At 66.7% G+C, this 21,945-nt stretch carries 18 protein-coding genes; 10 read left to right on the forward strand and 8 right to left on the reverse strand.

Annotation, left to right across the window (positions count from 1 at the left end):
* Nucleotides 1-34: 34 nt before the first annotated feature.
* Together HCU76_RS06490 and HCU76_RS06495 are read left to right on the forward strand one after the other, a co-directional pair.
* Nucleotides 35-1,003: a tripartite tricarboxylate transporter substrate binding protein gene (locus HCU76_RS06490; protein ID WP_218508813.1), complete on the forward strand. Its 969-nt coding sequence runs from the start codon at nt 35-37 to the stop codon at nt 1,001-1,003.
* A gap of 102 nt (nt 1,004-1,105) precedes the next feature.
* Nucleotides 1,106-1,726 carry a M15 family metallopeptidase gene (locus HCU76_RS06495; protein WP_218508814.1) on the forward strand — a complete coding sequence of 207 codons (621 nt, stop codon included), beginning with the start codon at nt 1,106-1,108 and terminating at the stop codon, nt 1,724-1,726.
* Nucleotides 1,727-1,835: 109 nt separating this feature from the next.
* On the opposite strand, the gene HCU76_RS06500 is transcribed toward HCU76_RS06495, so the two are convergent.
* The 4 genes from HCU76_RS06500 to HCU76_RS06515 all read right to left on the reverse strand — a co-directional run bounded on the left by HCU76_RS06500 (nt 1,836) and on the right by HCU76_RS06515 (nt 6,646).
* Nucleotides 1,836-3,407: an AMP-binding protein gene (locus HCU76_RS06500; RefSeq protein ID WP_218508815.1), complete on the reverse strand. Its 1,572-nt coding sequence runs from the start codon at nt 3,405-3,407 to the stop codon at nt 1,836-1,838.
* A gap of 21 nt (nt 3,408-3,428) precedes the next feature.
* A complete protein-coding gene (locus HCU76_RS06505) occupies nt 3,429-4,403 on the reverse strand; it encodes a tripartite tricarboxylate transporter substrate binding protein (protein ID WP_218508816.1) in 975 nt (324 codons plus the stop codon).
* A gap of 156 nt (nt 4,404-4,559) precedes the next feature.
* Nucleotides 4,560-5,903, reverse strand: coding sequence for an NTP/NDP exchange transporter (locus tag HCU76_RS06510; RefSeq protein WP_218508817.1), 1,344 nt, complete (start codon nt 5,901-5,903; stop codon nt 4,560-4,562).
* Nucleotides 5,900-6,646, reverse strand: a complete 747-nt coding sequence (locus tag HCU76_RS06515) for an NADPH-dependent F420 reductase (protein ID WP_218508818.1) — start codon at nt 6,644-6,646, stop codon at nt 5,900-5,902. The genes HCU76_RS06510 and HCU76_RS06515 overlap by 4 nt, the downstream gene beginning before the upstream one ends.
* A 778-nt stretch (nt 6,647-7,424) precedes the next feature.
* Between HCU76_RS06515 and HCU76_RS06520 the strand changes: the two genes are divergently transcribed.
* Complete coding sequence (locus tag HCU76_RS06520; RefSeq protein WP_213957766.1) at nt 7,425-8,291, forward strand: toll/interleukin-1 receptor domain-containing protein; 867 nt, start codon at nt 7,425-7,427, stop codon at nt 8,289-8,291.
* A 577-nt stretch (nt 8,292-8,868) separates the two neighbouring features.
* Here the strand turns inward: HCU76_RS06520 and HCU76_RS06525 are convergent.
* Nucleotides 8,869-11,700 carry a LuxR C-terminal-related transcriptional regulator gene (locus HCU76_RS06525; protein ID WP_213957765.1) on the reverse strand — a complete coding sequence of 944 codons (2,832 nt, stop codon included), beginning with the start codon at nt 11,698-11,700 and terminating at the stop codon, nt 8,869-8,871.
* Between the two features lie 153 nt (nt 11,701-11,853).
* Between HCU76_RS06525 and HCU76_RS06530 the strand changes: the two genes are divergently transcribed.
* Both HCU76_RS06530 and HCU76_RS06535 read left to right on the forward strand, forming a co-directional pair.
* A complete protein-coding gene (locus tag HCU76_RS06530) occupies nt 11,854-12,123 on the forward strand; it encodes a type II toxin-antitoxin system ParD family antitoxin (protein WP_213957764.1) in 270 nt (89 codons plus the stop codon).
* Entirely contained in the window at nt 12,120-12,434 is a 315-nt protein-coding gene (locus HCU76_RS06535) for a type II toxin-antitoxin system RelE/ParE family toxin (RefSeq protein WP_213957763.1), read from the forward strand. Before HCU76_RS06530 ends, HCU76_RS06535 begins: the two co-directional genes overlap by 4 nt.
* Before the next feature lie 55 nt (nt 12,435-12,489).
* Here HCU76_RS06535 and HCU76_RS06540 read toward each other — a convergent pair whose 3' ends face one another.
* From HCU76_RS06540 to HCU76_RS06550, 3 genes are read right to left on the reverse strand one after another with little or no spacing between them, the layout of a single operon-like run.
* Entirely contained in the window at nt 12,490-13,203 is a 714-nt protein-coding gene (locus HCU76_RS06540) for a TSUP family transporter (RefSeq protein ID WP_371319773.1), read from the reverse strand.
* Nucleotides 13,200-14,630 carry an amidohydrolase family protein gene (locus HCU76_RS06545; protein WP_213957762.1) on the reverse strand — a complete coding sequence of 477 codons (1,431 nt, stop codon included), beginning with the start codon at nt 14,628-14,630 and terminating at the stop codon, nt 13,200-13,202. Before HCU76_RS06545 ends, HCU76_RS06540 begins: the two co-directional genes overlap by 4 nt.
* The gene (locus tag HCU76_RS06550; RefSeq protein WP_218508819.1) at nt 14,627-15,991 is read right to left on the reverse strand and encodes a uracil-xanthine permease family protein; all 1,365 of its coding nucleotides are present in this window, start codon (nt 15,989-15,991) and stop codon (nt 14,627-14,629) included. The genes HCU76_RS06545 and HCU76_RS06550 overlap by 4 nt, the downstream gene beginning before the upstream one ends.
* 149 nt (nt 15,992-16,140) lie before the next feature.
* On the opposite strand from HCU76_RS06550, the gene HCU76_RS06555 reads away from it, so the two are divergent.
* The 5 genes from HCU76_RS06555 (at nt 16,141) to HCU76_RS06575 (ending at nt 21,925) form a co-directional block, all read left to right on the forward strand.
* A complete protein-coding gene (locus HCU76_RS06555) occupies nt 16,141-17,169 on the forward strand; it encodes a LacI family DNA-binding transcriptional regulator (RefSeq protein WP_218508820.1) in 1,029 nt (342 codons plus the stop codon).
* Between the two features lie 84 nt (nt 17,170-17,253).
* A complete protein-coding gene (locus tag HCU76_RS06560) occupies nt 17,254-18,393 on the forward strand; it encodes an acyl-CoA dehydrogenase family protein (RefSeq protein WP_218508821.1) in 1,140 nt (379 codons plus the stop codon).
* 24 nt (nt 18,394-18,417) lie between these two features.
* Nucleotides 18,418-19,605 (forward strand): lipid-transfer protein, encoded by a 1,188-nt coding sequence (locus HCU76_RS06565; RefSeq protein ID WP_213957758.1) that lies wholly within the window; start codon nt 18,418-18,420, stop codon nt 19,603-19,605.
* Between the two features lie 16 nt (nt 19,606-19,621).
* Nucleotides 19,622-20,794, forward strand: coding sequence for an acyl-CoA dehydrogenase family protein (locus HCU76_RS06570; RefSeq protein WP_213957757.1), 1,173 nt, complete (start codon nt 19,622-19,624; stop codon nt 20,792-20,794).
* Between the two features lie 6 nt (nt 20,795-20,800).
* Entirely contained in the window at nt 20,801-21,925 is a 1,125-nt protein-coding gene (locus tag HCU76_RS06575) for an acyl-CoA dehydrogenase family protein (RefSeq protein WP_218508822.1), read from the forward strand.
* The last annotated feature ends 20 nt before the right edge of the window (nt 21,926-21,945 follow it).

The following is a 21,945-nucleotide window of genomic DNA, read 5'->3' on the forward strand; positions in this document are numbered from 1 at the left end:
TCCTGAATCCAACAACACCCTTCGGAGACAAACCATGAAACAAGCCTGCCTCGGCTCCCTTGCCGCCATCGCCACTTCGCTCTGCGCCTTTGCCGCGCAGGCCGACAGCTATCCCTCCAAACCCATCACCATCGTCGTGCCCACCGCCGCGGCCGGCTCGACCGACATCATGGCCCGCATGGTGGGCGATCAGTTGGCCAAGGCGCTGGGCCAACCTGTCATCGTCGACAACAAGCCCGGCGCCAGCGGCAATATCGGCACCGAGGCGGTCGCGCGCGCCGCGCCGGACGGCTACACGCTGCTGATGCAGTACTCCGGCTACCACGTCGGCAACCCGGCGCTGTTCCCGCAGATCCGGTGGAAGACGAGCGACTTCGCGCCCATCGCGCTGGTCATGCGCGCGCCGCACGTCATCGCCGTGAGCGGCACCCTGCCGGTCACCAACCTCAAGGACTTCATCGGCTATGGGCAGAAGAACGGCAAGGGACTGTTCTACGCATCGTCGGGCAACGGCTCGATCCAGCACATTGCCGGCGAGATGTTCGCGAAGCAGGCCAAGGTGCAGGCCACGCATGTCCCGTACAAGGGCTCCGGCCCGGTCGTCGCCGACCTGATCAGCGGCCAGGTCGACATGTTCATCACCACGCCGCCCTCCGTCATCGGGCAGGTGCAGGCCGGCAAGCTCAAGGCGCTGGCCTATGCCGGCGCCAGGCGGCATCCCTCGATGCCGACGGTGCCGACCGCGGCCGAGGCCGGCCTGCCCGGGTATGAAGTCGAGTCGTGGTTTGCCCTGTTCGCACCGGCGAAGACGCCTCCAGAACTTGTCGCGCGCCTGAGCGCCCAGGTCAAGACCATCGTCGAGAGCGAAGCCTTCAGGAAGAAGGTGGAAGAGCAAGGCGCCTTCGCGGTCTACATGGACCCGCCGGCGCTCGGCAAGTTCGTCGAGCAGGAGACGGCGCTGTGGGCAAAGGTGATCAAGGACGGGAACATCAGGGCGGATTGAAGCTCCTCCGGACTGAGGATGCAGGAGGCGAAGTGATGTCAGGACAATGACTGCACTTCCGAAGTGCCGCCACGGTGCCGGCCTCGGGTGAAAGGTGTTTCCATGAGTGCTCCTCTCTTCGCAGGTGATGTCCTGTTCTTCCAGCGACTCTTGCGTGCCGACGGCTTCTACCACGACGACCTCGATGGCGACTGGGGGCCGAACACCGAAAAGGCTGCAAGGGACTACGACGCTGCAGCCCAGCAGATCCGCTCGCAGACGCGCACCTTCGATGCGCGCAGCGAAGGTTGCATCCTGACGCTCTCCATTGCTGCACAGCGACGTGCCCGCGAGTTCCTCACAAAGGTGCTTGATGGCGGCGTCATCGCACGCATCATTTCCGGCACACGCACCTATGCCGAGCAGGATGCGCTGTTCCGCAAGGGCCGCTTCGGCAATCCGGGGCCTCGAGTGACCAATGCGCGCGGCGGACAGAGCAATCACAACTTTGGCGTGGCGTGGGACATCGGGATCTTCACAACGGCGGGAGGCTATCTGGACGACGGGCCGGGATACGACAAGGCCGCAGCGTTGGGCTTGCCCGCGGGCGGAGGAAACGTCGAATGGGGAGGAAACTGGACCACCTTCGTGGACCGTCCGCACTACCAGCTGGCGCTCGGCCTTTCGGTGAGTCAACTGCGCCAACGCTTCGAGGCTGGAACGCTGGACCTCACCCCCTTCTGAGCCCTCCGCCGCAAGGACTCTTTTCATGAAGGATCTGGCGGATCTCGTGACGGCCACGGACAGGGGTGCTCCTGACACGGAGCCAGGACTGGCAGCTGGCCAGGTTTTGCTACGCCACTGCCCGGTCCCGCCCCTCCCAATACCGCGCCCGCAGCGCCTTCTTGTCCACCTTGTCCAACGCGGTCAACGGCAGCGCCTCCACGAACTCCACCACCTTCGGCGCCTGCACCACGCCCTTGCGCGCGGTGACGAACGCGACCAGTTCATCGGCTTCCACGCACGCGCCCTCCTTCACCACCACCACCGCCATCACGGCCTCCCCCCACTTCTCATGCGGCACGCCGATGACGGCCGACAGCGCCACGGCCGGGTGCAGTGCAAGGCAGTTCTCCACCTCGCTCGAATACACGTTGAAGCCGCCCGAGATGATCATGTCCTTGGCACGGTCGACGAGGTACAGGTAGCCATCGGCATCGCGGCGCGCCATGTCGCCGGTGTGCAGCCAGTTGCCGGCGAAAGCCTTGGCCGTTTCATCGGGGCGGTTGAGGTAGCCCGACATCAGCAACGGACCGCGCACGCACAGCTCGCCGATCTCGCCGACAGGCACCTCGTTGTGGTCCGCGTCGAGCAGGCGCACCTGGTTGCCCGGCAGGCTGCGCCCGCAGCTGCCCAGCAGATGCGGGCGGTCCAGGTCGTGCTCGTCCCGGCGCAGGTAGCTGATGGTCATGGGCGCCTCGGCCTGGCCGTAGACCTGCGCGAACACCGGGCCCATGCGCCCCAAGGCCTGTCGCAGCCGCGCCGGCGCCATCGGCGCGGCGCCGTAGAGCACCAGCTCCAGGCTCGCGATGTCGTGCGCGCCCAGGTCCGGCGAATCGAGCAGTCCATAGATCTGCGTGGGCACCAGGAAGGTCGTGGTGATGCGCTCGGCCTGCACCATCTTCAAGAAGCCACCCGGCGTGAAGCGGTCCAGCAGATGCACCGTGCCGCCCTGCAGGAAGGTCGTGAGGATCATCGCTCCCGCCGCATGCGACACCGGCGTGGCCGCCAGGAAGCGAACCTCCTGCGGCCACTCCCAGCCCGCGAGCTGCTGCAACGCTGAAGTCACCACCGTGCGCTGGTGATGCACGATGCCCTTCGACTTGCCGGTCGTGCCACCGCTGTAGGCGATCTTGAGGACGTCGTCGGGGCGCACCTGCAATTCGATGTCGCTGCCGTCGAACCCGGCGGACGCGGCCAGCAGGTCGATGCCGTAGCTGGCGGGGCCCAGCGTCAGCACATGCAGGGCGATTCCACGCTGCGCCAGCGCCAGCCCGCGATCGGCATGGCGGGGAACATCGACCACCAGCGCCTTCACGTTCGCATCGACCAGGATGAATGCCTGGTCCTCTTCCGAGCCCATCGGATGCAGCGGCGTGTAGCTCAGGCCCATCAGGTGTGCCGCGATGATGGTCGCCAACGACTCGGGCCGGTTGGTCGCGAGCACCGCGATGCCGTCCTGCCGCTTCAGCCCCATCGACTCGAAGCAACGCACCATGCGATGGCAGGCCTGCTCGAGTTCGCGATAGGTCATGCGCACACCGCCACCGACCAGCGCCTCTCGCGTGGCGAAGCCCTTGAAGGCGGAGCGGTACAGCTCGGCGAAGGTCGAGCCCTGGTGAAGTTCGGATGATTGATGCTGCACGTGCTTGCCTCGTCGTGATGGCTACTGCTGCTTCTCGATGCCGGCCTGGATGCCGACTTCCACGAAACGGTCGGAATCCGCCTTCATCTCCTTGAAGAGCGCTTCCGGCGTGCCGGGCGCCGCGGTGAGGCCCAGCTGCTGCAGGCGGTCCTTGACCTCGGGCCGTCCCAGCGCTTCATTCAATGCAACGTTCAGCCGTTGCACCGCGTTCTGCGGCGTGCCCTTGGGCACCAGCATGCCGACGTACGGCTGATCGTTGAAGCCCTTGAGGCCAAGCTCGGCGAGCGTCGGCACATTCGGCAGGTCGGGCAGGCGCTTGTCGCCGAACACCGCCAGTGGCTTGGTCGCGCCGCTTTCGATGAAGGGCTTCTGCGCGGCCAGGGTGTCGATCAACAGGTCGACCCGGTTACCGCCCAGGTCCTGCATTGCCGCGGGCACGCCCGAGTAAGGCACCTTGAGGATGTCGACGTTCGCGAGCTTGTTGATGCGCGCGTAGTAGAACTCGTAGGTCGATGCCGTCACCGCCATCGACACGCTGCCGGGCTTCTTGCGCTCGATCGCCATCGTCTCGCCGAAGGTCTGTGCCGGGAACTCCTGGCGCGCCACCAGCACCATGCTGAGGTTGACAGCCTTGCCCACCGGCGCGAGGCTCTTCTCGAAGTCGACCGGCGGCGTCTTGTACATCGCACGCGCCACCACCAGCGGCATGCCGCCCATGAGGACCGTGTGCCCGTCGGCCAGGCTGGACGCGACGAACTGCGCACCCATCGCGCCGTTCGCGCCAGGCTTGTTCACCACGATGACCGGCTGGCCGAGGGTGACCGCCATGCGATCGCCGAGCACGCGCGCCACGATGTCGTTGGCACCGCCGGCTTGGTAGACGACGACCAGCTTGACGGGTTGCGTGGGGAAGTCGCCTGCGTTGGCGGTCGGAGCGCTGATTGCCGCGCACAGAGCAAGCCAAAGGGCTGGAAGGAAGGAGCGATAGATCGGCATGGCGTGGGTTCCGGTCGTGATGGCCCGTGCGAATGCAGCGCCCCGGACAAGGGGGCGCTACAGCCTCATGCGGCAGAGCGGCGTGTGATAGTTGCGAGACGAGGACTAGTAGACAGACGACCCGGCAAAGGGTGACCACCCCGAATGGGTGGCGGGTCAGCGAGCGGGATCGCCTTGCGCGTCGCCGCTGTCGTGCAAGGCCGCGCGTCGTTCCTGATGGCGCCCCAGCGCCGTCGACAGCACCGTCCACAGCAACGCGACCGGCAACGCACACAACGCGATCGCGCCGATCTTCAGCCCCATCGCCTGCAGGCTGCTGAACACCCAGCCATAGAGCGCGTCGGAGCCGCGATAGACCACCACGTCGATCATGTTCTTCGCCTTGTACTTCTCCTCGCGCCCGACCACCGTGAAGAACACCTGCCGCGCCGGGTTGGCAATGGCAAAGTTCATCCACCGCTGCACCACCTGGAACACCAGCACCACCATGAGCCCCGGGCTCCACCACAGCAGCACGAAGCCGACCACGTACACCGCGGGCAGCGCAGCCGCCGCAATGCCGGTGCCGAAGCGCTTGAGGAAATGCCCCGTCGCGAAGACCTGCGTGGCCAGCGTCAGCAGCCCCACGATCAGGTCGATGCTCGCGAAGATCCGCGTCTGCGCGCCGGCGCCCTGCACGTGCTCGGCCACCATGTTGGCCTGCACCAGGTAGAGGATCGTCGCGCCGAAAGACAGCAGGCTGACCCACGCCGCCACGCCCAGCAGATACGGCGAGCGCACCAGCCCCGTCAGGGCCGCGAAGGCACTGCCGCCCACGCGCTGCGTCGCGTCGTCATCGCGCCGCTGCTGCCCCGCTCCTTGCGATACACCCGCGCTGCGCTCCAGCCGTGCCGCGCAGAACACCGCGATCTCCAGGAACACGATGGCCGCGATCAGCAGGTTGTGCGGCCCCAGCGGCACCGCCAGCGCGATGGTGATCACCGGCCCCAGCAGCGCGCCCGCCGTGCCGCCCGCACCGATGAAGCCGAACAGCCGCTTGCCCTGCTCGCTTGTGAACAGATCCGCCATGAATGACCAGAACACCGCCACCGCGAACAGGTTGAACACGCTCACCCACACGAAGAACACGCGCGCCACGATCACCGGCGCGACGTCCAGCGCCAGCAGCAGCCAGAACAGTGCCAGGTTGAGCACGAAGAAGTGATAGACGATCGGGATGAAGCGCGCACGCGGCAGCCTTGCCACCAGCGCGCCGTAGAGCGGCTGCGCCGCCAGCAGCGTCAGGAAGGTCGCGGTGAACAGCCAAGGCAATGCTCGCGTGCCGCCGGCGATACCCATCTGGTCGCGCAGCGGGCGCAGCACGTAGTAGCCCGCCAGCAGCGCGAAGAAATAGCCGAAGGACCACAGCGCAGCCGCCAGTTCCTGCGGCGTCGCGGGGACGGCCTTTCGCAACCAGCCTTGCAACGTGCCCGGCAGCCCGCGCTGAGGCGCCGGCGTCATGGCGCCAGCGACAGCTTCTGCTTCAGTTCCGCCGCACTCACCGACTGGCCATAGCCCGGCCCGCCGCGCTGGAAGCGCTTGGCGTCGGCCAGCTTGCCGACCACCACCGGGTCGAAGCCGGCGTCACGCACCAGTTGCGACGCCACTTTCACGGCGTCTGGGTCGTCCCCGGCGATCGGGACCGCCAGCTTGGGGTCGGGCCGGTTGGCCTCGCGCGCGAAGATCGTGTACGACATGGTGTTGAACGCCCGCACCAGCCGCGCGCCCGAGAGGTACTTCTGCGAGACGACGCCGATGCCCTCCTGCTCCACCTCGTCGGCCACGGAGCCATCACGCGAGGCGACGGCGTTGCAGGCGTCGAGCATGACCTTGCGGTTGAGCGTGCTGCCGTAGTCCTTGCCGATCTGCGGCAGTGCGCCGTAGGGGACGGCGATGAAGAGGGCTTCGCCGAAGGCGATGGCTTGCTCGACAGTGCCTGCCTTGGCGAGCGGGCCGAGGCCGGCGACAAGGTCCTTGAGTTCCTCGGGGTGGCGGGAGGAGAAGAGGACCGGGTGGCCGGACTTGACCCAGAGGCCGCCGATGGTGCCGCCAATGCGCCCGGAGCCGATGATGCCGATCGACATGCCACGCGCGGGCGCCTGTGCCCGTGCGGGCCTTGGCTTCAGCGCCGTGAGCGCGGTCCAGGCGCTCGCCGCAGCCACGAAGGCGCGGCGAGTGGCGTCGAAGGGTTGATGTGGGGGCATTGAAAACCTCTTGCGTTGGCGAAGCCTTGAAACGACGGCTCGCGAAGCATCATGTTCCGCGGGAGTCGGCCGCGCAAGTCCACAGACGAGGGTGCTTAACCGGCCCCAAGAAACGCCGGGGTCGAGCCTTGATGAAGGCAATTGGGGCTGGGGTGCATGGCTGCCGGACTTTTCGTTCTCACATGTGCTGTCGTTCTTTTAGCAAGCAAACGCGATCAGGCAGCGCAAGCGCTTTTGCGCGACCAACCTCGTTGGGTGGGCCGGGGACATTGCTACGGATGCTCCGCGGGAGCGGTCGTAGACTCCGGCCCGCCAACCGGCTCAGATCGGCCATGAGCGGGTATTCGTGCAGCCGCCGCGAACTGGCGCTGAAGACTGGTTGGAGTCGTTGGGTTCAGCAGTCTGTGCGGCTGGGCCGGGCCCATCTCAGTCCGTCAGGATCGACCACTGTCCGGCGGGTTCACAGCTGTTGCGGCTGTTCACGGGCGCGGGGCCAGCGCACGCTGTGAGCCAGCTTGCGGCCGTCCCAGTGTGAAGACGATCTCGACGTCCACTGCTAGACACAAGGCAATGAGGTCGTAGTTCGGCTAAATGCTTTCGGGCGATTGGAAATTGCGGCATAGAACGACCGCCATCTTGACCAGCCAAGTGGAAGTCCGAGCCCCAATCAGGCAGCCGCAGGCGGCAGGAAGCAAGCGCCGGCCTCGCCTCCCATTGCGCGTCGCACCTATGATCATCGCCTTGCGCGGTACGTGCGCGTTCTACAGGGCTTCTGCACATGGCGACGATCCGCGAACTGTTTGATACGCAAGCCCACGCCATGACCATGCATGCGCCATGGGGCATGACGACGGCGGACGGCGCGCCCGCTGGCGAGGTGATCGCCAAGGTGGCCTACGACTTCGAGGCGAACGCGAAGTACTGGTACTTCTACGTTTCGCGAAGGAATGACCTTAGCGCCGCACTTGCTGGTCTCTTTGCATCACCCGAAGTTGCGGCTTGCCGACTCGGCCCTGACGGCGATGGGGTGCGTGTAGAAGCCGGTTTCACCGGCTACACGGAGCGTCAAACGACCGAGCCGCTGATGTTCACGAGGCGCGTGCACCTGTACTTGGAAGCAGAGATGACTCCCGAGGACAGGCAGTCGATTGTGAATCAGACGCTGGCGATGGGTTTTCATGTGTCCGTACGAGACTTGGAGTATGCGAGACGGCGATCCGAGATGGAGAAGCCCATGGCCTTCATCTCGCATGATTCGAGAGACAAAGATGCGTTCGTGCGAGAACTCGCGCACGAGCTGATTCAGAACGGTTGCATGGTGTGGTACGACGAATTCACCTTGAAGGTCGGCGACAGCCTGCGCGAAACCATCGAACGTGGTCTCCGAGAAACCAAGAAGTGCATCGTGATCCTCTCCCCTAACTTCCTGAGCAACTCAGGCTGGGGGAAGGTCGAATTCAATTCGGTTTTCACCCGCGAGATTCTTGAGAAGCAAAGCGTCTTCTTGCCCGTATGGCTCAACGTGGGCGCCAAGGAAGTCTACGAATACAGCCCAAGCCTCGCCGACAAGTTGGGAGTGTCCGCTCAGCTTGGTATCCCTGAGGTCGCCCGGCGACTCGCTGTTTCCCTCCGAGCAAACTCCTGAGTGCCGAGTCCACAGGACGACAGTTCCCTTCCGGTGCGAAGCCCTGCACATGTCGGGTGTACGCCGCGCGCACGCTTGGGAGTGACGAAGCCCACAGTGCAGATGAAGCGCGGTTCGCTCGCTCGGACGGAATTGTCCATGCTGCTTGAGTTCATCTAAAACACTTTCGTGGCCGCACGCGCGCCAAGTCGGGGTAGTTGGCGGTCTCGATGCCGGGGGATGTGCTGGACCAATCAGACGACGGCCCTAACCGTTGTAAGGTCGACTGCACCTCAGTCATGGGCGAGATTCGGTGTTTGGCCGTAGTGACTCCGCGGCGAATATCCGCTTCGCGCAGAAGCGGGCATGCATTTTCTTGACATAGAGGTCTGCAACCAGTCTGAGGCGCCAGTTCGCGGCGGCCGGCTGGATACTCGCTCATGGCCGAGTGCCGAGATCTCAGTTCGGTCATCGTCGACGGCTGACGCTGCGGACCCGCCGGACAGTGGTCGATGCTGACGGTCTGAGATGGGCCCCACTCAGCCGCACGACTGTCCGAACCCACCGCCTGCATTCAGTCAGAACGAGCGGTCGCACTTCAGGCTCCCCCAAGCCCGGAGACCCGCATCCAAGCCACCGCCTCATCCCTCCCCGCAACGCCGAGCTTCCCGTAGATGTTCTTCAGATGCCACTTCACGGTATCGATCGACAGCCCGAGTGCCAGGGCAATCTTCTTGTTGGGCATTGCCTGGGCGAGCAGGCCCAACACATCCCGCTCGCGCTCGCTCAATGGTTCGACGGGTCGCCTTGACGCATCCGCTGCTCCGCCTTTACCGACCGTCCCCTCGCCCGCCGACGCCGACCTGCCCGCACTCCCCAACCTCTCAGCATAAAACCCCAACACCGGATCCAACCGCGCATCCTTGGCGACTTCAGCCACCAGCCCCAACACCCCCGGATCCGCATCCAGCAAGCTCCTCACCAACCCCAGCCGATGCCCGCGCCTCAGCGCAGCCACCGTGCACTCCCTCGCCGCATCCATCCGCCCGCGGCGCCGCTCGATGGTCGCCTGCATCAACTTCAACTGCGCAATCAACCGCTGCCGCCCGCGCAGCTCGATGTTCGCAATCAGCGGCTCGATGCGCCTTGCCGCGTCATCCAGATCCCCGCGCGCCATCGCCCACTTGATGCGCGCCCGCTCGGTCACGACGGCGATCTCGCCCAGCGCGCTTTGCGCCGCATTCGCATGCCGCGCATCGATCTCGTTGGCGCGCGTCAGTGCAATTTCAGCCTCCGCCACCTCGCCCATCTGCAAGCGATACTGCATCTGCAGTACCAGGCTGTACACCAACAGGCGGTCCAGGCCCAGCCCAGCGCTGTAGTCCTCCAGCCGCTCCAGCCACGCCATCGCTTCCATCCTGCGCCCCGCCACCCAGTGCGATGCGGCCAGCGTGCGGTGCACGCGCAGCACGGAGTCGGGAATCGACACGCGCTCCAGCGCATCGACGCGGTCTTCCAGCAGTTGCAAGGCGGCGTCGGCTTCGTCGTGTTCGTAGAGCACTTCGCCCAGCAGCGCGGTGGCGAGGTAGGCCGGATCGACGCACGCGCTGCCGCCTTCGTTGGCTTCGCGCAGCACGTCGCGGTAGATGCGCTCGGCCTGCGTCATGCGGCCTTCCATGGCGTAGCTCAGGCCGACCAGGGCGCGGCCTTGCAGCGTGCCCGACGCCGTGCCGCGCAAGGGCACGCCGTTGATCAGGCGGATGGGGTTGTCCTGCTGGATGCGCCGCGCGCGGTCGTATTCGCCGCGGTGCATGCAGAGCCACGACAGGATGTTGTCGCGCCCGCCGATAGCCATGGCGTCCGCGCCTTCGGGCGCTGCGAGCAGGCGCGGCAGCAGGGCCATGGCGGCGTCGGTGTCGTCCCGTTGCACGGCCAGCGTGGCCTGCACCAGCGTGAGCGAGAAGTGGCTGACGGCGTCGTCGGGCGGGATGTCCTTGCGAAGGCGCTCGACGTTGTCGGCAAAGGCGGCGAACTCGCGCGCGAACAGTTCCACCCGGATCATCCACAGCCGCAGGCCGACGCGCGCCTGCACCTGCGCGGGGGGCAACTGGCGCACCACGCCGATGAGCTTGCGCAGTTCGCCGCGTACGGCCAGGCCGTTGGCGGACTTTTCAACCAGCGCCGCGGCGGCCGCGCCCTCGCCCGCCGCGACGGCCTGTCGCACGGCTTCGTCGATGTGGCCGTGGTCGCGAAACCATTGCCAGGCGATGCGGTGCACCTGTTGCCGGTCGGCCCCGCTGCGCGCGCCGAGGCGCTCGCGCAGGGTTTCGCGCAGCAGCGGGTGAAGGCGGTACCAGGTCTCGCGCTCGGCGCCGCTTTCCACGGGCACGATGAAGAGGTTCTCGGCTTCGAGCCGCGCGAGCAAGGGCGCCATGGCGGGATCGCCTTCGGAACGGCCAAGCAGCACGGCGCACAGCGGCGCGCAAAATCGGCTGCATGCCGACACGCTGATGAGCAGGTCCAGTTCCAGCGGCGAGAGGCGCGACAGCACTTCCTTTTCAAAGTACGCGGCGAAGGCTTGCGGGTCTTGCACATGCGTGCGCACGAAGTCGCCGGGAGCCTTGGCGTCCGCTGACGACGCGCCTGCGGCCAGCTCCTGCCGGCGCTTCTTCCAGTTGATGGCCAACAGTTGCAAGCCGGCGGCCCAGCCGTCGGAGAGTTCGTGCAGCAGCATCGCGTCGCGGTGCTCGATGCTGCCGAGCTGCGATTGCAGGAAGCGCTCCGATTCCGCGGGTGAAAAGCGCAGGTCGCGCACGTCGAGTTCCAGCACCTGGCCTTCGGCGCGCAGGCGCTCCAGCGACACGGGCGCGGCGCTACGCGAAGCCAGCATCAGGTGCAGGTTGGCGGGGGCGTAGTCGAGCATCCATTGCAAGGCCTCGTGGATGCGCGGGTCGGTCAGGTGGTGCAGGTCGTCGAGCACCAGCACCAGGTCGCGCGGGTGCGCGGCGATGGAGCGCACCAGCGCGATCAGCGTGCGCTCGACGGCCTCGCTGTCGACGCCGCGGCCGGCGAAGTCTGCCGCCTCCTGCGTGACGCCGGGCGCGGCCTGCGCAAGGCTGGCCAGCAGGTAGTCGAGCAGGCGGGTGAGTTCGTTGTCCTCGGGGGTCAGCGTGAGCCAGGCGACGTCGAAGCCCAGCGGCAGCAGCGCCTGGCGCCAGGCGACCAGCGTGGTGGTCTTGCCGGCGCCAGCCGGGCCTTGCAGCACGAGGCAGCGGCGGCGGCGAGCTTCCATCAGGCGGGTGAGCAGCGACTCGCGCGCGACGATGCGGCCGGCGCTGCGCGGGGGGACCATCTTGGTGGTGACCAGTGGCTTCAGCGTGGAGGCTTCGGGCGGTCGTTCGGACTTGCGGGGCTGGGGCTTGGTGGGCATGGGCGGGAAGGATTGTGGCGCGCGCTTGCGTGTTCACGCCATACGGGAACCTTGACGGTTTCCTTGATCACCTTCCTGCATGCGCCGTGGACTGGACGCCGGATGACCGATTCAAGTAGGATTAAATCCCATTCCCGCATCCGGAGGCCCGCCATGCGAACAACCCAGCAACTGAGCATCACCCTGCCGAACGACATGGCCGAAGTCGTGAAGTCCAAGGTGAAAACCGGTGAGTACGCCACTGAGAGCGAGGTAATCCGCGACGGACTGCGTGCTCTTCTTGCACGTGATCGAGCCGTCGAAAGCTGGCTTCACCAGCAAGTGGGCCCCGCCTACGACGCGCTGAAAGCCGATCCCTCGCGGGCTGTCACCATCGACAAGGTGCGCGCCCGCCTTGCGGCCGAACACAACAAGGCGCGATGAGATATCGCGTCGTCTTCTCACCCGAGGCCGAAGACCAGCTTGTGGCTCTGCATCACTACATCGCAGACGCGGCCTCGCCCGACATTGCAATGCAGTACACCGAAGCCATCGTGAGCTACTGCGAGGGTCTCTCCACCTTCCCGCATCGCGGCACCCGGCGTGACGATGTCCGGCCCGGTCTTCGCATGACCAATTACAGGAAGCGCGCTGTGATCGCATTTGGCGTGGATGGCGAGCAGGTGTCCATCATCGGTGTGTTCTACGGCAGCCAGGACTACGAATCGGTTCTTCAGGACGACCTCGATCACTGAATCGCTGGAGCGGCCCTGAGCACTGCTGGCGCGACATGGATTCAGCCGACCGCCCTCACGCCGCCCGCACCAACAACACCACCCCCGACACGATCGCGAACACCTGCACAAAGGCCCGCAGGAACCGCCCGTTGACCCGGTGATGCACCACCCGGCTGAGCCCCGCGCCGATCAGCAGTGCCGGCAGCAGGCTCGCCGCCGCGCTGAGTTGCGGCGCCTCGATACGCCCCGTCGCCATCAAGGTGGCCAGCGACACCAGCTCGCCCACCAGAAAGCACAGCGCAATCGTCGACCGCATGATCGCCGGCGCATGGTGCTGGTAGACCAAGGCCAGCGGCGGCCCGCCGATGCCGGTGGCGGTCTCCGTGATGCCGGTGACCAGCCCTGCCCCGATGAAGGCCGGCCGGTTGGGGGAGAAGGCCGGCATCATCAGCGTGACGACCGCGGCCGCAACCGTCGACAGTCCCACGAACAAGGCGAGTTGGCTGGCAGTCAGCACCGCCAGCACCCACAGCCCGCCGGCCGTTCCGACGATGCGCCCGCCGGTGATCCAGCTGGCGCCGATGCGGTCGATCGCCCCACGCTCGCGCCACAGCACATAGAGGTTCAGCGGCAGCATCAACACCAGCACGCACACCGGCAACAACTCAGGCTTCAGGATGCCGATCACCGGCGCGACGATCAGCGCGAAGCCCACGCCGGTCGCGCCCTGCACGAATGCCGCAAATACCACGACCATCGAGATGAGGAGCAACTGTTGCACGCTCACTGGACGGCCTCCCCGGCCATCACCCGTTCCCGATGCTTCTGCGCCGTCGGATGCAGGCGCTGGATCGGCGCGCGAGCAATCGCGTCACCGGCCATGCGGGAGACCTGCCGCATCAGCGCGCGCGCGTCCCAATCCGTCGGCCAGCCCTTCCACAAGCGCAGCTTGCCCGCGACGAAGACCGCGTCGATCTGGTCCCGATTGCCCAGCCGCACCAGGTCCCAGATCAGGTCGACCGAGGTGCACAGCTCCGGCGTATCGACATCGACCAGCAGGAAGTCTGCCTCCTTGCCAACCGCGATCTCGCCGATGAGGTGCCCCAGGCCGATGGCCCGTGCGCCTTCATGCGTGGCATGGTCGAGCCAGGTCCAGCCGCCGCCGCACGATGCATCGCCGGTGGCCAGCCCGAAGGCCAGCTTCTGCGCGGCCTCGGCGGCGTCCATGAGGCGAAACGCGTCGCTGCGTGTCGCGTCCGTGCCCAGCCCGAAGCGGATGCCCAGCGCGGCCATCAGGTTGGCCGGCGCCACCGCGTTACCCTTCCACTGGCTGGCAACCGGGTTGTAGCTGACGGCGGTGTCGGTCTGGCGCAGCAGGTTGAGCTCCGACGGCGTGACCAGCGTGCCGTGCGCGATGAGCACCTGCGGTCCGAGCGCGCCCAGGTGCGCCAGCAGTTCCAGCGGCCGCATGCCGCGCTGCACGACCGAGCGTTCGACCGAGGCCAGGTGCTCGTTGACGTGCGTCTGGAAGATCGCGCCGGCTTCGGCACACAGCGCGGAGACGGCCACCAGCATCTCGTCCGAAGCCGCTTCCGGCACCGATATCGCCAGCGAAGGATGAACCAGCCGCGCGCCCGACCACTCCTGCATGAACTGCGTTGCGCGTGCCTTGAGGGCGCGGCGCACCTCCGGCGCGCTGTCGTTGCCGCCGTCGTTGCAGATCAGGCCCAGCACGCAGCGCAACCCCGCCTCCTGCGTGGCGGCGGCCAGCGCGGCGATGTCGCCTTTGGCGCGCGTGCCGGCGTCGCACACGGTCGTGAAGCCGCCGCGCAGCGACTCGAGCGCGGCCAGCTTGGACACGCCGTGGACGAACTCATCGTCCAGGCTCGCTTCCAGTGGCACCCACACGCGGCGAAAGATTTCGGATGGCTCGCCGTAGGCCAGCGACTTGCCGAAGGACTGCGTCAGGTGATGGTGCGCGTCGATCATGCCGGGCATCAGCACCTTGCCCGGCAAGTGGATGGGTGTGAGTTGCGGATGGCGCGCGGCGATCTCCGCCTCCGGGCCGATGTCGCGGAACTGGCCGTCCTGCACCAGGACCGCATGGTCGCGCACGAGTCCTTCGCGCAGCATCAGGTGATCGGGGGCAAGCAGCAAGGTATCGGCCGCGAATGCGCCGTGGCACAGCGCGTCATGTTGAGGGAAAGTGGTCATTGGGCTGCCGGCACCTGCTCGGGCGCCGCCGTATCGTTGTTGGGGTTGTCGTCGCGGCGCGCCACGGCGAGGTGATTGAATACGATGTTGAGCACGATCGCGGTGATCGCGCCCATGGCCAGGCCGTTGCCCAGCACCAGTTGCAGGGTCGCCGGGAACTTGCTGTAGAGGCCTGGCACGAGGATCGGCAGCAAGCCCATCGTCAGCGCGCCGGCCAGCACGAACATGTTGCTGCGCTCATGCAGGTCGACCCTGCGCAGGATGTCGATGCCGATGGTGCCGATGATCGCGAACACCACCATGGCCGTGCCGCCGACCACCGCCTCCGGAATGGCACTGGCCAGCCGGCCCAGCGGCGCCGTCAGCGAGATGAACACGAGGATGGCGCCCGCGGTGGCCGTCACGTAGCGCGAACGCACGTTGGTCGCGCGCACGATGCCGATGTTCTCGCCGCTGGTGATGATCATCGAGGTGCCGAAGAACCCGCCCACCAGCGACATCAGCGCATCGCCACGGATGGTGCGCGGCACCACGTCGCGCGGTTCGATCTTCTTGCCGACGACTTCCGCGACGGCGATGGTCTGGCCGGTGGCTTCGACCATCGAGATCACGCTGAAGATCAGCAGCGGCAAGGCCGCCACCACGTCGAAGTGCGGCATGCCGAAAGGCAGCAGGCTCGGCGCGCTCCACACCGGCCCGGCTGCGACGCCGCTGAAATCCATCATGCCGCACACCGCCGCGAGGACCGTGCCCGCCACCAAGCCCAGCAACACCGCGAGTTGACCGAGCATGCCCTTGAAGATCCGCGCAAACAGCAGCGTGAAGGCAATGGTTGCCAGCGCCAGTCCGATGTGGGCCGGGTCCGCAAAGCCGGGCGTCCCGGCCTTGCCCGCGATGATGCCGCCGTATACCTTGACCAGGTTGATCGCCACCAGCATCAGCAGCGTGCCGATGACGATCTTCGGAAAGAAGCGGATGCAACGCGAGAACACCGGCAGCACGAGGAAGTAGAACAGCGCCGTGAGGATGACCGCGCCCGATGCGGTCTGCAGATCGCGTTGCTGCGCGATGGTCAGGAACATCACGATCGGCGCGCCGCCGGGCACCATGACGAAGGGCAGCTTGGCGCCGAACTTGCCCGGCCCGAAGGACTGGAGCAGCGTGCCGATGCCGCACAGCAGGAAGGTGGCGCTGATGAGGTTCACGGTCAGCGCGGGCGACAACGCCAGTGCCTTGGCCACCAGGAAGACCGAGGTGATCGGTACGGCCGCCATCACCAGCACGTGCTGCAAGCCGAACAGCAGCATCTGCGACCAGGGCAGGACGGCATCCACGGGAGGCGTATCGGAAGCACGGGACATGATCGATTTCCTTCTGACCGGACCGGCGCCCAAATCGATTTGGGTACCGGTTCAAAAAAATCCGCCAGTGGCGGGGTGGGGTACATTTCAGGGCGCGGCCCAAAACGATTTGGGGATTGAATCACCGTTTCAGAAAAAGGTCAACAAGAATGCTTTCAGGCGGGGCCCGGCGGGTCAACATCAAGGACGTGGCCCGGGAGGCTGGCGTGTCCCCCACCACCGTGTCGCATGCGCTCAACGCGCGCGGGCAGGTCGACGCCCAGACGCGGGCGCGGGTCGAGAAGGCCGCGCTGAAACTCGGCTACCGGCCCAACCGGCATGCGCAGCGCCTGCGCACCGGCGAGGCGCACATGATCGTGCTGCTGTCCTCGATGCCGTTCGCGGTAGCGGGCGGGCCGTCGCGGCTGGGTTTCATGATGGAGATTGCCGCGGTCGCGGCCGCTGCGGCGCTGGACCGCAGCCTCGCCCTCGTGCTCGCCCCGCCGATGGAAAACGGCAAGGTGCCGCTCGAATTGCTGGAGGTGGACGGCGCGCTGGTCATCGAGCCCTCGGCGGGCGACGCCAATCTGGAGTACCTGAAGCGCCGCGGCCTGCCGGTGGTCGCCATCGGCAAGCCCTACGGCGCCCGCGAGGCCGTGCCGCACGTGGACATCCATTCGCGCGAGACCACACGGCTCCTGCTCGACCACTTCCACGCGCAGGGCGCGCGCAAGGTCGCGATGATCCTGGGCTCGGCGCAGCGCAATTCCTATGTGCAGGCACGGGCGGCGTATGAAGAGTTCGCGGGCGAGCATGGGCAGCAGGTTCTGCTCGCCACCGCCGACGAAGCCCAGGGTGAAGGCGGCGGCGAAGAGGCTGCCGCGGCGTTCCTGGCGACGCACCCTGACATCGACGCCTTCTGCGTGCCGGTCGACGCCTTTGCGGTGGGCGCGGTCCGCGCCATCCGCGCCGCAGGCAGGCACATTCCGGATGACGTGATGGTCGCCACGCGCTACGACGGCCTGCGCGCCCGCACCTGCGATCCGCCGCTCACGGCCGTGGACCTGCACCTCGACGAAGTCGCGCACCAGGCGATCGACCTGCTGTTCGACCACCTGCGCGGCGACACCTCGCGCCGCTCGGCGTCGGGCCCGATGGCGCAGTTGGTGGCGCGGCAGTCGTCGGTGCGGCGCGGCTGAACGGCCACCCCGCCCCGCCACCCGATCGGGGTAGTTGCCCCACGGGTGCCGCCTCACAGAATCCTTGCAAGACAAGGAGACCCTGTGAACATCAACCGTACCGTCTACCGCGAAGACCACGAAATGCTGCGCGACACCGCGCGCCGGTTCTTCGAGCGTGAATGCCTGCCGCGCCAGGCCGAATGGGACAAGGCCGGCCGCACCGACCGCGAGACCTGGCTCAAGGCCGGCCGCGAAGGCCTGTTGTGCGTGACCGTGCCGACCGAATACGGCGGCGGTGGCGGCGACTTCGGCCACTCCTGCGTGCTGGCCGAAGAGTTGCATCGCTCGGGCGTCTCGGGCTTCAGCCTGTCGGTGCACTCGGACATCACCGCGCCGTACATCGTGCGCTTCGGCACCGAGGAACAGAAGCAGCGCTGGCTACCGAAGATCTGCCGCGGCGAGACGATCATGGCCATCGCCATGACCGAGCCCGGCACCGGGTCCGACCTGAAGTCGATCCGCACCACCGCCGTGCGCGACGGCGACGAATACGTCATCAACGGCAGCAAGACCTTCATCAGCAACGGCCTGAACGCCGACATGATCCTGGTGGCCTGCAAGACCGACCCGAAGGCCGGCTCCAAGGGCGTGAGCCTGATCATGGTCGAGGCCGACCGCGCCGGCTTCCGCCGTGGCCGCAAGCTCGACAAGGTGGGCCAGCCCGCCGCCGACACCACCGAGCTCTTCTTCGACAACGTGCGCGTGCCGGTCGACAACCTGCTGGGCGAAGAGAACAAGGGCTTCGTCTGCCTGATGCAGGAACTGGCGCAGGAGCGCCTGATCATCGCCGCCTACTCCGTGGCCAAGTTGGAGCGCCTGCTGGAGCAGACCCTCGAATACGTGAAGGAGCGCAAGGCCTTTGACGGCACGGTGTGGGACTTCCAGAACACCAGGTTCAAGCTGGCCGACATCAAGGCGCAGACGGTCGCCGCGCGCACGCTCGTTGACTACTACATCGGTGAGCACATGACACGCCGCATCAGCGTGCAGGAAGCCGCGATCGCCAAGCTCTTCGCGACCGAGACACTGTGGAAGTGCATCGACGAGATGGTGCAGTTGCACGGCGGCTACGGCTACATGCTGGAGTACCCGATTGCACGGGCCTTCACCGACTACCGCATCACGCGGGTGTTCGGCGGCACGAGTGAAGTCCAGCGCGACCTCATCAGCCGCAAGCTCTGACCCCTAATCCCCCAGGACCATCACATGACTGAAAAAGTAATCGTCGCCGGCGTCGGCATGATCCCGTTCGCCAAGCCGGGCAAGAGCCTGAGCTACACCGAGATGGGCGCCGAGGCCACCCGCGGCGCGCTCGCCGATGCGGGCGTGAGCTACGACGTAGTGCAGGAAGCCTACGTGGGCTACGTGTACGGCGACTCGACCTGCGGCCAGACCGCACTGTACGAAGTGGGCATGACCGGCATTCCGGTCGTCAACGTGAACAACAACTGCTCGACCGGCTCGACCGCGCTGTACCTCGCCCGCAAGGCGATTGCCTCCGGCGATGCGGACTGCGTGCTGGCACTGGGCTTCGAGCAGATGCAGGCCGGCGCGCTCAAGTCGCACTGGGACGACCGCCCGCCGACGCGCGAGCGCTTCCTGCCGGTGCTGCGCGGCCTCACGGCCGACATGGACGGCATGCCGCAAGCCATCCGCACCTTCGGCGGCGCGGGCCGCGAATACATGGAGAAGTACGGTTGCAGCATGGAGACCTTCGCGGCCGTGCGCGCCAAGGCCAGCCGCCATGCGGCCAACAATCCGCTCGCCCTCTTTCGCAAGATCGTGACGACCGAAGAAGTCATGAACGACGCAGTGATCCTGCCCGGCGTGATGACTCGCCTGATGGCCTGCCCGCCAACGTGCGGCGGCGCAGCGGCGCTGTTGGTGTCGGAACGCTTCGCGAAGAAGCACGGCCTGCGCAGCGACGTGCAGATCCTCGCGCAATCGATGGTCACCGACCCGGTGCAGTCCTTCGAGCCACCATCGATGCTGAGCTGGATCGGCACGCACATGACGAGCAAGGCCGTCAGGCGCGTGTATGAAGCGGCCGGCGTCGGCCCGGATGACATCGACGTGTGCGAGCTGCACGACTGCTTCGCACAGAACGAAGTCATCACCTACGAGACGCTGGGTTTCTGCCCCGAAGGCGGCGCCGAGAAGTTCGTGAACGACGGCGACAACACCTATGGCGGCAAGGTCGTCATCAACCCCTCGGGCGGCCTGCTGTCGAAGGGCCATCCGCTGGGAGCGACGGGCCTGGCCCAGTGCTATGAACTCACGCATCAACTGCGTGGCAGCGCCGACCAACGCCAGGTCGGAGGCGCGCGCCTCGGCTTGCAGCACAACGTCGGCCTGGGCGGCGCCTGCGTCGTCACGCTGTACGGCAAGAACTGAGCACGCGGCCAACGACATGGACCTCACACTGAGCCCGAGCGAATCGGCCTTTCGCGAAGAGGTGCGCTGCTTCATCCGCGACCGCCTGCCGGCCGAGATCCGCGAGCGCCTGGGCAAGGGCCACGCGGCCCGCAAGCAGGACGTCGTGGCGTGGCAGCGCATCCTGCATGAGCGTGGTTGGGCTGCGCCGCATTGGCCGCAGGAATACGGCGGCGCGGGACTCGGTACGGCCGAGCGCTTGATCCTCGTCGAAGAGTTGCAACGCGCCGCCGCGCCGCAACCGCTGCCCTTCAACGTCGCGATGCTGGGGCCGGTGTTGCTGCGCTTCGGCACCGAGGAGCAGAAGAAGTTCTTCCTGCCAAAGCTGGCGCGCCTCGACCTCTGGTTCTGCCAGGGCTTCTCCGAGCCGGACTCTGGCTCGGACCTCGCCTCGCTGCGGACCAAGGCAGTTCGCGATGGCGACGAATACGTGGTCGACGGCCAGAAGATCTGGACCACCTCGGCCCATCACGCGGACTGGATCTTCGCGCTTGTTCGCACCGGGCAGTGCGCGCGCAAGCAGGACGGCATCTCGTTCCTGCTGATCGACATGAAGACGCCGGGTGTGTCCGTGCGGCCCATCGTTTCCATCGACGGGCAGCACCACCTCAACGAAGTGTTCTTCGACAAGGTGCGCGTGCCGGTGAAGAACCTCGTGGGCGAGGAAGGCCGTGGCTGGGACTGCGCCAAGTACCTGCTGGCCAGCGAGCGCACCAACATCGCGAGCATCGGCTTGTGCTGGGAGCGTCTGGGCTATGCGCATGAACTGGCAGAGAACATCCAGCAAGGCGGCAAGCGCTTGATCGACGACGCCAAGGTGCGCACCGAACTGGCCATGCTCGGCGCCGAAGTGCGCGCGCTGGAACTGACCAACTGGCGCTTCCTGCTCGACCCGGAGATCGGCCGCAAGAACCCGGGCTTCGCCTCGGTGCTGAAGGTGAAGGGCTCGGAGACGATGCAGGAGCTGAGCTCGCTGATCGCACGCCTCGCCGGCCCCGCTGGCCTGGAGCGCCGCGATGGCGAAGGCCCGGATGCCCTGCACCCGCTCGCTGCCGCCTCACCCCGCTACTTCTTCTTCCGTGCAGCCACCATCTACGGCGGCTCCAGCGAAGTGCAGAAGGACATTCTGGCCAAGACACTCCTGGGATGAAGCGCCATGCAATTTGAATTGAACGACGAACAGCAGGCGCTGGCGGAAAGCCTGTCGCGCCTGCTGGAAGACCACTACGGCTTCGAGCAGCGCCGTGTGATTGCCGGATCCCAGACGGGATGGAGCGAAGCGGCGTGGGACAAGCTCGCCGAACTCGGCGTGACGGCCCTGGGCATTCCCGAAGCATTCGGCGGCCTCGACGGTGGCGCGAGCGATCGGCTCCCTGTCATGCAAGCCTTTGGCCGCGCGCTCTTGCTGGAGCCCTATCTGTCGTCGAGCGTGCTGGCTTCGACGGCCGTGCTGTCTGCAGGCAGAGAAGCGCAGAAGCACGCACTGCTGCCAGCACTCGCCCACGGTGAACTGCGCATGGCATGGGCGCATGACGAAGCGGCCGGGCGCCATGAATCGCTGTGGGTTGAAACGCGTGCCCGCCGCGACGGTGACCAATGGCGCCTCGACGGCGCCAAGTCGCTCGTGCTGCACGCCGGTGCGGCCAGCCGCTTCGTGGTGAGCGCCCGCGTGAGCGGCCAGCCCGGCGACGAAGACGGCCTCGCCCTCTTCCTCGTCGACGCGCCCAACGCCAAGCTGCGCACCTTCCGCCTCATCGATGACACGCCGGCAGGCGAACTTGCTTTGAACGGCACCGCAGCGGAGCCGCTCGGCAACACAACAGATCACGCAAGCGCCGCCTCGGCCATCCGCGCCACCCTCGCCGCCGGAACCGCAGCCGTCTGCGCCGACATGGTCGGCACGATGGAAGCCGCGTTCTCGCTCACGACCGCCTACGTCAACACCCGCAAGCAGTTCGGTCGCCTCATCGGCGAATACCAGGCCCTGCGCCATCGCATCTCCGAGATGGCTGTGGCGCTGGAGCTGGCACGCAGCATGGCCATCGCCGCTGCCGTCGCAGTGGACAACGCAGACGCAAGCAACTCGGCCACCGACCTGCCCCGCGCCAAGCTCGCCATCGGCCGCTACGCCCGCGCCCTGTGCCAGCAGGCGATCCAGTCGCACGGCGGCATCGGCATGACCGAGGAGTACGCGGTCGGCCATTGCCTGCGCCGCATCCACGTGCTCGACCAGTTGTTCGGCGACGTCGACGCGCAGGCCGCGCGCCTCGCCCGCATGTAACCCATCAATCACGGAGACAA

Source organism: Variovorax sp. dw_308 (assembly GCF_019207085.1).
Classification (GTDB): Bacteria; Pseudomonadota; Gammaproteobacteria; order Burkholderiales; family Burkholderiaceae_C; genus Variovorax.